The organism is Sphingobium indicum B90A (assembly GCF_000264945.2).
Classification (GTDB): domain Bacteria; phylum Pseudomonadota; class Alphaproteobacteria; order Sphingomonadales; family Sphingomonadaceae; genus Sphingobium; species Sphingobium indicum.
In genome coordinates, this window is record NZ_CP013070.1 from 3,145,499 (window position 1) to 3,159,359 (window position 13,861).

Here is a 13,861-nt window from a genome sequence, read left to right on the forward strand (position 1 = left end):
CGCCGATCAGGCCTGCCGGGCCTGCGCCGATCACAATTGCATCGTATCGCATCGGAACCCTCTCCTTTTTTGGCACCGCTGAGGCTCGTACGCACCAGAAAGCGGACGAACTTCCCAATTGCGACAGTTTTACCTTCGGCGCTGCAGTCAATCGCATATGCGTAAGGCGGCAGCGAGGCTTGTGGCCTGCCGCCACAGAGCAGATCCGCCAGCAATGCACGAATGGCCGCTTTCAGGGGAACGCTGATCGCTCAGCCACCACTATGTTGGCGGAACTGACCTCGCCACTTTGAGGCAGGAATGTCCGCCACCATATTGTCGTTACCAGAGGGGACCGTCGCGAAAGTCCCAGTGTCAGTCATCCCATCGGAGGTAGATGCTTTCAAATCTGCTATGTTGGTGTTATTGTTGGTGTCGGCGAACGGACGGTTAAAATTTGCTGTCTCATTCGAAGTGCTTGACTGAACCTTCCTGTTCTCTTCTGACCATTTTCTTCCAATCCATTATATTGGTTGGAAACCCCTGAAAATTAAGGCTTTCGCCAGTCGGGTGCTACAAGCAGTCGTCCATTCAGTTCGATTCATGCAACTCCCTGGAAACCGATCGGCATTCAAAAACCGGCGAGGGCCAGGACCGAACCCAGGCCGCACGCCAGCACAAGCGCGCGCTTGAGCAGCTTGGCAATCTGTCCGGGCGCCGCAAAGAACCATGCGGCGACCAGTATGGCGGCAAGGCCTCCCCAGAAGATCGCGACCAGCGGCAGGTCGTTGCCCAGCGTCTTGCGCAGGACAAATGCCAGGGCAAGGATCAGCGGCGAGCCCCAGACCACGGCATCCCACGCGGCGCGGATGCGCGGCGCCCCGATGCCACGCCGCTCGCGCTTGCCCAGCCAGATATAGGTGCCCGTCGCGCAGATGGCCGTGAGCGCCATGCCAAGGATGAAATAGGCCATCTTGACCGGCAGGCCGCCGAAATTGCCGAAGTGCAGATTATAGTTGGAGGCGGCCATCTGCCGGCCTGCGGGACCGTCGGAGATGCCGGCTCTGCCGATGAAGCGACCGGCCGCGTCGAAATCATAATATTCGCCGAACACCAGCCTGCGTTCGAAGGTGCCGACGATCTGAACATGCTGCCCGGCGGTCAGAGGGTCGTGCAGCGTCACATAGGTGAGGCGTTGGCCGGGATAATGTGCGGCCATATAGTCGAGCGCCGCCGCGATATTGGGCGCTGGCGCCGCCTTGGTATCGGGCTTGCCCTCGGGGCCGAAGATGGACGCATAGACTGCCTCCATATCGCCCTTGTAGCCCGTTGCGCCAATGCCATAGGCGGTGAGGCCTGCCGTGCCGATGAGCGCGCCGGTGAGCGAGATGGCGAGGATGAAGGGCAGCGTCCAGACGCTCATCCGGTTGTGCCAGTCGGCAAGGCCAAGGCCCCCCTTGTCGCGGGCGCGCAGGCGGAAAGCGTCGCGGAAGATGCGCGGATGGGCGATCACGCCGGAGAGCGAGAGCGTCAGCATCATGACGCCCAGAATGCCGACCAGGATGAAGCCGAACAGGCCCGGAATGTTGAGCATATAGTGAAGCTGGGCGAGGAAGTCGGACCAGGCGATCTCCTCCTTGCCCGCGATCTTGCCGGTCCTGTCGATATGCACGGCCTGCGTGTCGGTGGTGATGACCGTGCGCGGCAGCCCTTCCACGGGAAGGTGGACATAGAGATGGGTGGCAAGCGGCTTGCCTTTCTCGCGGGCGAGCACCGCCTCGACGCCGCGTTGCACCGCCTGCGGATCGATCGACGCCATTTCCGGCGCCCTGGGCTGCTCAATGCGCTGAAACTCCTGGTAGAAGACAGCGAGCGTGCCGGAGAGGCTGACGATATAGAGCAGCGCGCCGGCGAGCAGGCCGATGGCGGCATGCGCCGAAAGAGCGCGCTTCACTGTCGAGCTTTCAGGGGCGATGGTCGTCATGCGGACAATCCAAATATCAGAGCCAGCGCCCCCGGCACGGCCAAGATGCCGAGCGTCGCCCATTGGCGGATGCGGCGCTCCTCCATCAGGAGCGCATAGGCGAGGATCGACCAGGCAAGCGGCGTCACGAAGAAGCCCGTCACGACGGAATTGGCCTCGGCCGCGCCGGTCAGCGCCATGAGGCCATAGGCGGCGATGCCAAGCCCTGTCGAGACGATCATCGCCAAGATGACGACGATCAGGAAGGTCATCAGCCGCCGCCGGAGATGGAGCGGCTCGCCGCGTTCGGGCAGCATGCCGACACGCCTGTTGGAGGCCTTGGCACTGTCGGCGGCGGGCGACGTGATGGCGGCATGGCTGAGGATCAGCAGCGCCGCGCTCATGCCGACAAGCGACGCGACCGAGACGCCCCACGCGCCCGCGCCCCACCAGCCGGCGACGACGCCGAGCAGGAACAAGCCCCAGCCCGCGGCATTCCACAGGCTGGAGCGCCGGTGCAGGGACCATGCATGGCGCAGCGCGGCACTCCCGCATGCCGCGCTGACGCCTGCGAGGATCAGAAGCGTGTCAGCCATCAGAAGCGATAGGTCGCGCCGACCGTGAAGTTCCGCGGGGCGCCATAGCGATATTGGCTATAGAAGCCGACCTGGCTGAAATAGGTCTTGTCGAGCAGGTTCTCGACATTGGCCTGGATCTCGACCTGGTCGGTGATGTTGTAGCGCGCCATCACGCTCACCAGCGTATAGGCGCCCTGCGTGAACCGGAAGGGCGCAAGCGTGACCGGGTTGGCGCCGGTCGAATAAGCCACGCCGCGATAGTTGACGCCGCCGCCAAGCGTCAGGTCGCGGCCGAGCACCGGGAAGCTGTAGGTGGTGAAGACCTTGAGCAATTTGCGCGGCTGGTCCGTGTTCGCCGGAGCGCCATTGCTGTAGTCCGCCCAGAACCGGCTATAGCTTGCGTTGACGTTCCAGCCGGGCAGCAGCTGGCCGGTCGCTTCAAGTTCGACGCCCTTGCTGGTGATGCCCTCGGCCGCGACATAGGTCTGCTGCGGCAGGCCGCCGCCGGGCGGCGTGACCATGATATCGGGCTGGCCGACATTGTCTTGCTTGATCTGGAACAGCGCGATGGAGGTCTGGAGCTTGTCGCCGAAGAAGCTGCTTTTCAGGCCGATCTCGAAGGCATTGCCGTTCAGCGGGTCGAGTTGTCGCAGGTTGCGGTCGAGCAGGTTCTGCGGCTGGAAGATCCTGGTGTAGCTTGCATAGAGGCGGTGGTTCGGTGTCACGTCCAGCAAGGCGCCGACATAGGGAATGAACACATCGTCATTGCCGTAGTCGCTGGGACCGCTCCAGGCGAAGCCGGTCTGATGCCAGCTTGCCAGACGGCCGCCGACGATGACCTTGAACGGATGAGCGATATTCAGGCGGACCGCGGCATAATAGCCGGTCTGTTTGATGCGCTCCTGCTCGTTGCGGACGGGCGTGGTGCCCCAGACCGGCTCTGGGAAGGGCACGCCGACCTCGCCCACGAGCGGAACATTGTTCGCCCAGTCGTTCAATCCTGCGCCCCAGGCCGGGTTGTTCCGAGTGTAGGGCGCCACAAAATTGTCGGTATGGCGATTGAGGATGCTGTGCAGCGCCCCCAGCACGACTTCATGATCGCGGCCGAACAGCGAGACCTCGCCCTTGAGCTGTCCGTCGAAGCTCTCCTGGACGCTTTCGCCGGTCGACTTGTAGGGATTGGAGGAATCGATCGTCCCCGTCGCCTTGTTCACATTGCCGTAGAGATACAGAAGCTGCGTGTCGCCGCTATTCTTCAGGCGATTGTAATTGACGGTCAGGCTCCAGCGCTCCCCGAACGCCTGGCGCACGGTCGCAAAGATATTCTGGTTGGTCGTGTTCCAGTAGGTCCAGTCCGCGGCCGTGGTCTGCGAGCGGGGCAGAAATGTCGTCGTGCCGTCGCTGTAGAAGGTCGGCAGAGCGCCCCAGGTCGCGCCGCTCGGCTTGGTGTCCTGATGGGAAATGCCCGTGCGGACAAGCGTGGAATCGGTCACATCGGCTTCGACGACGCCGTAGAGCACCCACTTCTTCCTGTCCTGGATGTCGATATAGCTCTTCCCCCGCTCGTAGCGGCCGACGACGCGGGCGCGGACGCGGCCGTCCGGGGTGAGCGCGCCGCCCAGGTCGGCCGATAGGCGGCAGCTGTCCCAACTGCCGACGCCCGCATTGAGATAGCCCTTGAAGTCCGCGAAATCGGCATGCTTGCGGACGAGGTTGACCGACGCGGACGGATCGCCCGCGCCCGAGAGGAGGCCGGTCGCGCCGCGCACGATCTCGACCCGCTCGTAGATCGACACGTCGGCGCTCGTCTCGCCATTGGCGCCGGCCAGCGTCCAGGCCGCCGGCACGCCGTCGATCTGCGTATTGCGGATTTCGAAGCCGCGCGCATAGAAGCTGTTGCGCACGTCATCGACTTCGTTGACCGCCACGCCGACGCCGTTCTGGATCACGTCCTTCACGGTAATCAGGTTCTGGTCGAGGATGCGCTGGGCGGTCATGACGCTGACCGACTGCGGCGTCTCGCGCAGGGCAAGGCCAAGGCCGGTCGCCGTATCGATGCTATGATCGAGCGTGTAGGTGCCAGTGACGACGATGGCGCCCTGGTCATCGCTGCCCGGCGCAGCCTCCTGGGCCTGCGCGGCTGCGCAAAAGCTCATGGCGACGCTGCCCAGCAGCAACGACTTGATCGACTTCAACGGAATACCCTTTCGTCTGCTTGTCTCTTTCGAAGGGCTGCCGCGAGATGATCCTGTCAGCACATGCGCAGGCGACCGAGTTCGAACGATCGGCTCTCTAAAATAAACGCGAATAACTCGCAATAGCATTTTTACGGTTGGATGCGGCGTCTGTTGAACCCGCAGCCTGCCGCCGCGGTTCTCCGCTCGATGATGAACCCATCCAGTTCATCTGCGTTACTGATGAGCAACAATCCTCCCGGAGTTACGGGACCACTTGCCAGCGAGGAGCCTGTTTGATGAAGCGCTACGCCTATGGCTGGATTACAGCCCTGTTCTTCCTTGTCTCGATCGCCGCTCACTGGATTTTCGGTTGGTACGCGTTCGTCGACGAGGCTCGAGAGCACGGCCAGCTAGTCGAGGTAGGCAGCTATCTGGTCGAGATGGGCCGCGACACATTCGAGAACTGGCAGTCGGAATTCCTCCAACTGATCTGGCAGGTCGTTGGCCTGGCCTATTTCCTGTATGTTGGATCGCCGGCCTCAAAGGAAAATGACGATCGTCTGGAGGCGAAGGTCGATGAGCTGATGAAGCTCGTCGGCGGCGAAAAGGCCGAGGCCATGATCGCCGCCATCGACGAACGCTATCTCCGGACCCATGGCCATGCCCAACCGCATGCACATGACATCGGGCACGAGTGAATTGCGCTTTCGCCTGTTGCGGCGCAGGCGAATTCATTGCATCCGGCGCTGCCCGCATCCAGCGGTGAAAACGCCTTTCACGCTATCAACTGAAAGTTGGAGAGGTCCAGCCGGATGAGCAGCCGATCGCGCAGAACCTCATATTTCTTGTTGGACATATAGGCCCGGCGCTTCGAGGCGAACTTTAGGCCATCCACGCTCACAATATCCAGGGCATAGTTCGCAATTCTATGACCGCCGGCGATGTCGAGCGTATAGTCTTGGCGCCGGATGAGCATATCGTCGCCGAAATAGAATTCCTGCGCCCGGCTATGGGTCGCGATTTCGTCCGGCATGACGACACGAACGCCCTGCCAGAGCTCCCCATCCTCTTCAAGCGGATCAATGTCCCACACCTGCACTCCCGGCATCGTGAGGGAGAAGGGCACGGTCAAATAGCTCCACATCGCATAGCAGCCGAAATAGGTGCGATGCAGCGGATCCCAGGGCGTATCCAGTTCATGACCGTTGAAGGCCGCGCGCGGGTCGTGCCGCTCTGCGACCAACGTCCCCTCCGCGGTTTCAATCGCTACCCGGCCCGGTTCCAGAATCGTGATCATGTCACCGTCGATCGGACCCATGCGGCATTCCTGGCGCTGCGTCTTGGCCGTTATCCGCAGCGTGCCGGAACCGGGAGCCGTTTTCCGGTCAAGCAATTCGCCGCCGGTCACCACATCGACCTGCACCGATTTGAGCGCTTCCCATCGCTCCCACCCTCCATGGGCGTCGATGGCATTCGCGATCAGCTTGTTCATATCGGCTTCCTTTCGTGGGCATTTGCCAGGCCCCTAACCATCGGCGGCGGCCGATTGGAGGGCGGGCACCCGAGACAGTTCATGGTTCGATTGCTCCATACCCGCGACCGGCACCATTTCGCCCGCGCGCTCGCGGATGCGATCGATGCCGGCGAGTATCCGTTCGGGCGCATGGGCGTCGGCACCCACATAAAGGCCCTGGGTGAGCGTAATATGCGCGCATTCGAAGCTGCCGGCGCCTGCGCACAGGATCATGCCGTTAGGCGCATCGTCGCATACCAGGGCAAGCATTCCGGGGGCGACGAGAGCCGGGTCCAATGCAGCGAGCGCCTGTTCCTCAAGAATTCCCTCTGTCATGCCGGTCGCGGCCGTGGGCGCCAGGCAGTTGACGCGGACATCGTTCCTGCGCCCTTCCAGGGATAGCGTCTTCATCAATCCTACAAGGCCCATCTTGGCCGCGCCATATTGGGATTGACCGAAATTGCCGTAGAGCCCGGACGAAGAGGTCGTCATCACGATACGGCCATAGCCCTGCTCGATCATTTCACCCCAGACAGCCTTGGTGCAATTGACCGAGCCCATGAGATGCACTTCGATGACAAGGCGAAAATCGTCCAAACTCTGCTTGGCGAAGGTTCGGTCGCGCAAAATTCCCGCATTGTTCACCAAAATATCGATCCGGCCCCACGCCGCCTTGGCCTGCTCGACCATCGCGGCCACCTGGTCGACGTCCGTGACATCGGCACCGTTCGAGATTGCCTCGCCACCGTTGCGGCGAATCTCCTCCGCCACTGCTTCGGCCGCGGCGGACCGCCCGTCGCTGGCGCCGCCCAAGTCGTTGACCAAGACCCGGGCGCCACGCTTTGCCAACAGCAACGCATGTTCCCTGCCCAGTCCGCCACCGGCGCCGGTGACGATCGCAACGCGGCCTCGAAGATCAATTGCCATTCAAACCTCTGTCCATATGTTTGCGCCCAACGCTTTTTGCCCCGGACCAGCCCTGCCCCGATCATGGAGGACGGGCGTGAACCCTCGCCTTTCACCGCAGGGCCGATATTCCATCCTCACCGCCGCCACCGGACGGGAAATCACCGGCCAACTTGCAAATCGGGCTCTATGTCCCTCAGATGGCCACTCCGATTTCCGCCTTTGGCATCAGGTGCCTGCGCCGCCGCTCCCGCTGGATGCGAGATGCTCGCGCACGATCCCCCACGCATCGATATTCTTCTTCAAAACCTTGCCGTTCGGCGCCAGCGGCAATGCTTCCAGCTCCACGACATGCCTTGGATATTTATAGGGTGCGACCCGGCCCTGCACGAATTCCCGAAGGGCCAGCGTGTCGATGGGCTCTTTGCTCTTGCGGACGACGAAGGCAACCACTTCCTCGCCCAGACGGCTATCCGGAATGCCCATGACGGCGGCGGTCTTCACATCGGGATGCTCGTAAAGAACCGCCTCCACCTCGCCGGGCGAAACATTGAATCCACCTCTTATGATGAGTTCCTTCTTGCGATCCTTGAAGAAATACTGCCCATCAGGCGTGCGCAGTCCCAGATCTCCGGTATAAAGCCAGCCGTCCTTGAGCGCTGCGGCGGTAGCTTCCGGATTCTGGTAATAGCCGGTCATTACCGCGGGGCCGCGGACCACGATCTCCCCCACTTCGCCATCCGGGAGAGGATCGCCGCGATCATCGACGATCCCCAGTTCGATGTTGAACATGGGCGTGCCGACTTCGCCCAGGGCAAGCTCCGTCTTGTGGGCGGTGAATGTGGCGGCGGTGCCGCATTCGGTCATGCCATATCCCTGCCCCATGGGACAGCCGAAAGTCGCAACCGCCCGGCTCACGATATCAGGAGGGATGGAGGCTGCTCCGCCGCCAGCCAGCCTCATCGCGGGGAATTCCAGCGCCGGCGTACGATTCTCCGCGACATCCAGCAGGGCGCCGAACATCGTCGTGACCGCCGTCAGCACCGTGATCTTGTGCTCGGAAATCGCCTCAAGCGCCGGCTCCGGCAGAAATCTGGGAATGATGACCAAGCTGCCGCCGACCGACATCGTCGTGTTCAGGACAACGATGAAGCCGAAAGAATGGAACATCGGCAGCATGGCGATCTGCCGGTCGTCGGAGGTGAGGGCGAATTTCTCGACCCAGGCCCGGATCGCCGCCGCGAGAGCGCCATGAGACAGCATCGTCGCCTTGGGGTCGCCCGTCGTACCCGAAGTATAGAGAAAGGCCGCTATGTCGTCTTTCCGCGCCTGCGGCCAGTCATTCGCGGGCGTACTGCGCTCCAGAGCCGTCTCGAACTCGACGAAGCCTTCGGCCACGCCCCCCGCGACGAAGGCCGCTGCAGCCAGGCCGTCCGGGCGCGCCTGTTGCAGTTCCCGCGCGGAATCGGGCGCCAGAATGGCGACCTTCGCCTGCGAATGGTCGACCAGCATCGCCAGTTCGCGACCCTTCAGCAGGGGATTAGCCGGCACGATGGTCGCCCCTATGCGCAGGATACCATAGAGGATGATCGGGAACAATACGCTGTTCGGAAGGGCAACCAATATCCTGTCGCCTGCAGCGACATCCTGCTCGCGAAGGAAGCCGACGACCTTGCGAGCGAGATCATCGACCTCTCCATAGCTCAGCCAATTTCCCCGATCATGCAGGAACTTCTTGCCGCGATGCTCGCGAACGGCCTTGTCGAACATGCCAAGCAGCGTGTCCTCATCCATCTCCCGTTCCTTTTCCTTACGCGAGGCGAACCAGCTGCTTGCCCAGATTGCCGCCGCTGAGCATGCTGATGAAGGCTTCCGGGGCCGCGTCCAGACCCTCGGCCACGCTTTCGTTGAAGATGATCTTGCCCTGCGCGATCAGTTCGACAAGCTCCTCCACCGCGCTATTCCAGAGGTCCATTCTGTCGGTGCAGATGAAACCCTGCAGGCGGGCGCGGGTGATGATCGCCTGCGTCAGATTGTAGATCGGCGCCGGCTTGGACTGATATTCGGAAATTGCGCCGCATAGCGGCACGCGGGCGAAGTTGTTGAGCCTGGCGAAGACCGCGTCGCTCACCGGGCCGCCGACATTGTCGAAATAAACGTCGACGCCATCGCCCGTAGCTGCAGCGAGCTGATCCGCGAAGTCATCCGCGCGATAGTCGACCGCTGCGTCCGCGCCCAACTTGTCGACGATATAGGCGCATTTGGCCGCGCCGCCGGCGATGCCCACGGTGCGCGCGCCGGCATTCTTCGCCAGTTGGAGCGCGACGCTCCCCACCGCACCCGCGGCCGCCGAGACCACGACCGTCTCGCCCGGCTTGGGTTCGCCGATCAGCCGCAATCCCATCCAGGCGGTCACGCCAGGCAGGCCGGCGGCGCCGAGATATGCCGATGGGGACACGCCGCCGGTCGCCGGAATCATTTGCAGGTGCTTGGCCCGCGCAATGGCCTTCTCCTGCCACCCGAGATAGCCCGCGACCATCGTTCCCACCGGGAGCGCGTCGCTCTGCGATTCCAGCACTTCGCCCACGGTGGCAGCCACGATGACATCGCCGATGTCCATGGGCTTGGCGTAGCTCTTGCCCGTCTTCATGCGGCCGCGCTGATAGGGGTCGATGGAGATATAGTGATTCTTTACAAGAACCTCGCCGTCCTTCAGTTCCGGGAGGGTCTCCTCCACGAAATTGAAGGCGCTTCTCGTGACTTCTCCGGTGGGGCGCTCCGCGAATATTATTTTTCTGTTCGAATAGGTCATGTCGAATCCTTGTTAGAACCAGGAATCCTGCATTTCGAGTGCGGTGGAATCCAATCGTTCGAGTATAGCGAGCCAGTGGTTGATCTTGGGCAATTCCCAATCGAAGAAATATCGGGCCGCCTGGCGCTTCCCGAGGATGAAGTCCTCTGAGACGTCGGTCGCGCGATCGAGGGCGTCGACCTGTTCGAGCCATATCCAGGCGATGATGACGTGACCGAATGCGTCGAGATACAGGCCGGCATTGGCCAGCCGACGTTCGACATCCTGTTCCCGGCTCAGCCCTTCAGTGACGCGCTGGATATCCTGCCAGGCGCTGCGCAGGCGCTTCGCCCACTCCTGCGTGTCCGGATTGGCACTGCGGGCCGCAGAAGTGCAGCGGTCATCGATCACGGAATCCAGATAAGCTATCGCCTCGCCGTTCAGGACCTTCCGCCCGAGCAGGTCAAGCGCCTGGATACCGTGCGTGCCCTCATGGATCGCGTTGATGCGGTTGTCGCGATAGAATTGCTCGACCGGGAAGTCATGGGTGTAACCGGCGCCGCCATGCACCTGGATCGCCAGATTATTGGCCTCCAGACACCATTTCGCGGGCCAGGATTTGCCGATGGGAGTAAGCAGGTCGAGAAGCAGATACGCCCGGCGAGCGGTCTCCTCGTCGCCTGTCGACTGATCGTCCAGCAGCTTTGCCAGGTAGAGGCACAGAGCAAGCCCGCCCTCAACATAGGCCTTTTGCGTAAGCAGCATCTGGCGGACGTCCGCATGCTGGATGATCGCCACCGGATCGCCGCCCTTCTGGGTCAGCGCGCGGCCTTGCGGACGATCGCGCGCATATTGCACGGCATGCAGATAGCCGGTGTAGCCGAGCATCACCGCGCCCAGGCCAACGACGATGCGCGCCTCGTTCATCATATGGAACATGTAGGAGAGGCCACGATTTTCCTCGCCGATGCGATAGCCCACCGCTCCCGCCTGGCCGTCGACGGCAAATTGTCCGTCGCCAAGGCTCAGGACGCAGTTGGTCGTCGCCCGGTTGCCCATCTTGTGATTGAGCCCGACCAACGCGATGTCGTTGCGCTCCGCCGGATTTCCATCCCGCACGATGTGCTTGGGTACGATGAACAGCGACAGTCCGCGCACGCCATGTTCGGCCGGACCCGTCCGGGCCAGCACGAGATGCACGATTGTCTCGCTGAGTTCGTGATCCCCGCCCGAAATCCACATCTTCGTGCCGAAGAGCCTGTAGCTGCCGTCAGGCTGAAGTTCGGCGCGGGTGCGGATGTCGCCGAGCGACGAGCCTGCCTGCGGTTCCGACATGCACATGGTGCCGGTGAAGCGCCCGGCCAGCATCGGCAGGGCGAAGCGGTCGATCTGTTCGGGCGTGCCATGGGCCAGCAGAAGATTGGCCGCGGCGCATGTAAGGAAGGCGTAGCCCGATGTCGCGATATTGGCCGCCAGGAAATAGGCGATGCACGCCCGGTCGATGACGAAGGGCAATTGGAGTCCGCCATATTGCGCGTCATTGGTCGTCGCCAGGAACCCGGCATCGCGGAAGGCGCCATAGGCCTTCGCGATCTCCGGGATCAGCACGACCTTTCCATCTTCCATATAGGGCTCGTGCTTGTCGCCCTTGGCATTGTGATTGGCGAACCAGTCGGTGGCGATCTTTTCAGCCGTATCGATCATCGTGCTGAAGGTCGCGCGATCGTGATCCGCGAAACGCTCCCGTTCGGTCATGGCTTCAGCTTCGAGCCAATCATAGAGAAGGAAGTCGAGATTCGTCCTTGAGAGCAGTTTCGAGTTCAGGGTTGTCATAAATTCTCCATGGCGGACCGATTGGTCCAATCCGCAAAGTTGGAATGGGTTGAAACGAGGTGCTGAAGCAGGGGCGCGGGCCGCCAGAAAGCCGGGTCACGCGTCTGGAGCCGTTCGAAGACGGTCATGCGTTCGACGACCTTGTCGAGGCCGACGCTGTCGGCATGGAACATCGGTCCGCCGCGGAAGTCCGGGAAGCCGTATCCAGCGAGGTAGACGACATCGATATCGCTCGCTCGCTGGGCGATCCCTTCCTCCAGGATCTTCGCGCCTTCGTTGACGAGAGCAAGGACGCAACGGTCGACGATTTCGGATTTTGAAATCTCGCGCCGCGCTATATTTTGAGACTGCGAGAAGGCGGCAATCGACCGTTCAACCTCCGGATCCCGCACGGCCGTGCGGCCATCGGCATAGAGATAGACTCCCGCCTTGGTCTTCTGGCCGAATCTTCCCTGCTCGCAAAGCCCGTCGAGCACGGGCGAATAGGGCATGTCGGGCCGTTCCTGCGCGCGCCGTTTCCTGATCGACCAGCCGATATCCAGCCCGGCAAGGTCGGCGACCTTGAACGGCCCCATGGAGAAGCCGAATTCCTCCAGCGCCTCGTCGACTTCAAAAGGCAGCGCCCCCTCTTCGACCAGGAACATCGCCTGGCGGAAATATTCCTCGACCATGCGATTGCCGATGAAGCCGTCGCAGACGCCGGACAGGACGCTGACCTTGCCGATCCGGCGGCCGAATTGCATCGCTGTCTTGACCACATCGGGCGCCGTCCGGTCGCCGCGGACGACCTCCAGCAGGCGCATCACGTTCGCGGGACTGAAGAAATGCGTTCCCACGACATCGGCCGGCCGCTGCGTGAACGCGGCAATCGCGTTGAGATCCAGGGTCGAGGTATTCGAAGCCAGGATCGCGCCAGGACGCAGATTCCTGTCCAGCTCCTCGAAAACCGCGCGCTTTGCTTCGAGCGATTCAAAGACGGCCTCGATAGCGATATCGACATTGCGCAGATCGCCATAATCCGTGGTCCAGCGGATGAGCGCCTTCTGCGCTTCCGCCTGCTTCGCGGTCAGGCGCCCCTTGGCCACCGCACGGCCAAGGACGTCATCGACGCTCTTTTCCGAACGGACCGTGGCCTGCTCGCTGGTTTCGAGCAGGGTGACCTCGATACCCGCAGCCGCCAGGCATTGGGCGATACCCGTCCCCATAAGGCCCGCGCCAATGACGGCGGCGGTGTCCAGGCGGCGAACGCCCACGTCCGCGCCAATCGCCCGGACGTGCGAGGCACGCCGTTCGGCGAGGAAGCCGTGGCGCAGGGCCTTGGAGACGTCGGTCTCGATAAGCCGCTTGAACGCGGACTTCTCGACCTCCATCCCGGCCGCGAAATCCAGGACGGTTGCCGCCTCGACGGCGGCGATGATCTCAGGCAAAGCGGGATATCGTTCACCCGATCGGCTCAACCGAGCGCGGGCGGCATCGAAGATTTCGGGTCGCGGCTGCGCTGGCGGCAGGCTGGAGATGGATGGCAGATCGCCGGAACGCGCGACCGAGCGGGCGATGGAAGACGCCACTTCGAGCAGATCCTCGTCCGGCTCGACGAGCGCAGCGAACATGCCCTTGAGTTCCGCCGCGCCGGCCGGCAGCAGCCGGCCGCTGGTAATGAGATCCAGTGCGGTCTCGACGCCGACAAGCCGTGGGAGGCGCTGGGTGCCGCCCGCGCCCGGAAGAAGTCCGAGCTTCACCTCAGGCAATCCGACGCGGGCGTTGCGAAGGGCGACGCGCGCGTGACATCCCAATGCCAGTTCGAGTCCGCCGCCAAGCGCCACCCCGGCGATGGCGGCCACCACAGGCTTCGCCGAGGCTTCAACCGCCTCTATGACCGCTACGAGATCGGGCTGTTCCCAGCTTTTCGGCGTACCGAATTCGGTGATGTCCGCCCCTCCAGAAAAGGGGAGCGCAGCCCCGATAAGGACGGCTGCCACGATATTTTCATTGAGGTTGACCTCGGCAACGGCGTCCACAATGGAGCATCGCAGCGCGTGCGAAAGGCCATTTACAGGCGGATTGTCCAAGGCAATGACGGCAACGCCGTCATGTATTGCAAGCGCACTGGTCATCAGATGT

General features: G+C 62.4%; 10 protein-coding genes. 1 reads left to right on the top strand and 9 read right to left on the bottom strand.

Annotated elements, in window-relative coordinates; genetic code table 11:
* Positions 1-610: 610 nt before the first annotated feature.
* From SIDU_RS15300 to SIDU_RS15310, 3 genes are read right to left on the bottom strand one after another with little or no spacing between them, the layout of a single operon-like run.
* Complete coding sequence (locus tag SIDU_RS15300) at positions 611-1,963, bottom strand: PepSY-associated TM helix domain-containing protein (protein WP_007685129.1); 1,353 nt, start codon at positions 1,961-1,963, stop codon at positions 611-613.
* Complete coding sequence (locus SIDU_RS15305; RefSeq protein WP_007685128.1) at positions 1,960-2,538, bottom strand: hypothetical protein; 579 nt, start codon at positions 2,536-2,538, stop codon at positions 1,960-1,962. Before SIDU_RS15305 ends, SIDU_RS15300 begins: the two co-directional genes overlap by 4 nt.
* Positions 2,538-4,715 carry a TonB-dependent siderophore receptor gene (locus SIDU_RS15310; RefSeq protein WP_007685125.1) on the bottom strand — a complete coding sequence of 726 codons (2,178 nt, stop codon included), beginning with the start codon at positions 4,713-4,715 and terminating at the stop codon, positions 2,538-2,540. The genes SIDU_RS15305 and SIDU_RS15310 overlap by 1 nt, the downstream gene beginning before the upstream one ends.
* A 278-nt stretch (positions 4,716-4,993) precedes the next feature.
* On the opposite strand from SIDU_RS15310, the gene SIDU_RS15315 reads away from it, so the two are divergent.
* On the top strand, positions 4,994-5,395 hold the full coding sequence (locus SIDU_RS15315; protein ID WP_007685123.1) for a DUF6766 family protein: 402 nt from the start codon (positions 4,994-4,996) through the stop codon (positions 5,393-5,395).
* Between the two features lie 77 nt (positions 5,396-5,472).
* On the opposite strand, the gene SIDU_RS15320 is transcribed toward SIDU_RS15315, so the two are convergent.
* The 6 genes from SIDU_RS15320 to SIDU_RS15345 all read right to left on the bottom strand — a co-directional run bounded on the left by SIDU_RS15320 (position 5,473) and on the right by SIDU_RS15345 (position 13,854).
* A complete protein-coding gene (locus SIDU_RS15320) occupies positions 5,473-6,189 on the bottom strand; it encodes a hypothetical protein (protein ID WP_007685121.1) in 717 nt (238 codons plus the stop codon).
* Between the two features lie 33 nt (positions 6,190-6,222).
* Positions 6,223-7,137 (bottom strand): SDR family NAD(P)-dependent oxidoreductase, encoded by a 915-nt coding sequence (locus tag SIDU_RS15325; RefSeq protein ID WP_007685118.1) that lies wholly within the window; start codon positions 7,135-7,137, stop codon positions 6,223-6,225.
* 207 nt (positions 7,138-7,344) lie between these two features.
* The gene (locus SIDU_RS15330; RefSeq protein WP_007685116.1) at positions 7,345-8,910 is read right to left on the bottom strand and encodes a class I adenylate-forming enzyme family protein; all 1,566 of its coding nucleotides are present in this window, start codon (positions 8,908-8,910) and stop codon (positions 7,345-7,347) included.
* Positions 8,911-8,926: 16 nt separating this feature from the next.
* Positions 8,927-9,928, bottom strand: a complete 1,002-nt coding sequence (locus SIDU_RS15335) for an NADP-dependent oxidoreductase (protein WP_007685115.1) — start codon at positions 9,926-9,928, stop codon at positions 8,927-8,929.
* A 12-nt stretch (positions 9,929-9,940) separates the two neighbouring features.
* The gene (locus SIDU_RS15340; protein ID WP_007685113.1) at positions 9,941-11,740 is read right to left on the bottom strand and encodes an acyl-CoA dehydrogenase; all 1,800 of its coding nucleotides are present in this window, start codon (positions 11,738-11,740) and stop codon (positions 9,941-9,943) included.
* Entirely contained in the window at positions 11,737-13,854 is a 2,118-nt protein-coding gene (locus tag SIDU_RS15345) for a 3-hydroxyacyl-CoA dehydrogenase NAD-binding domain-containing protein (protein ID WP_007685112.1), read from the bottom strand. The genes SIDU_RS15340 and SIDU_RS15345 overlap by 4 nt, the downstream gene beginning before the upstream one ends.
* Between the last annotated feature and the right edge of the window lie 7 nt (positions 13,855-13,861).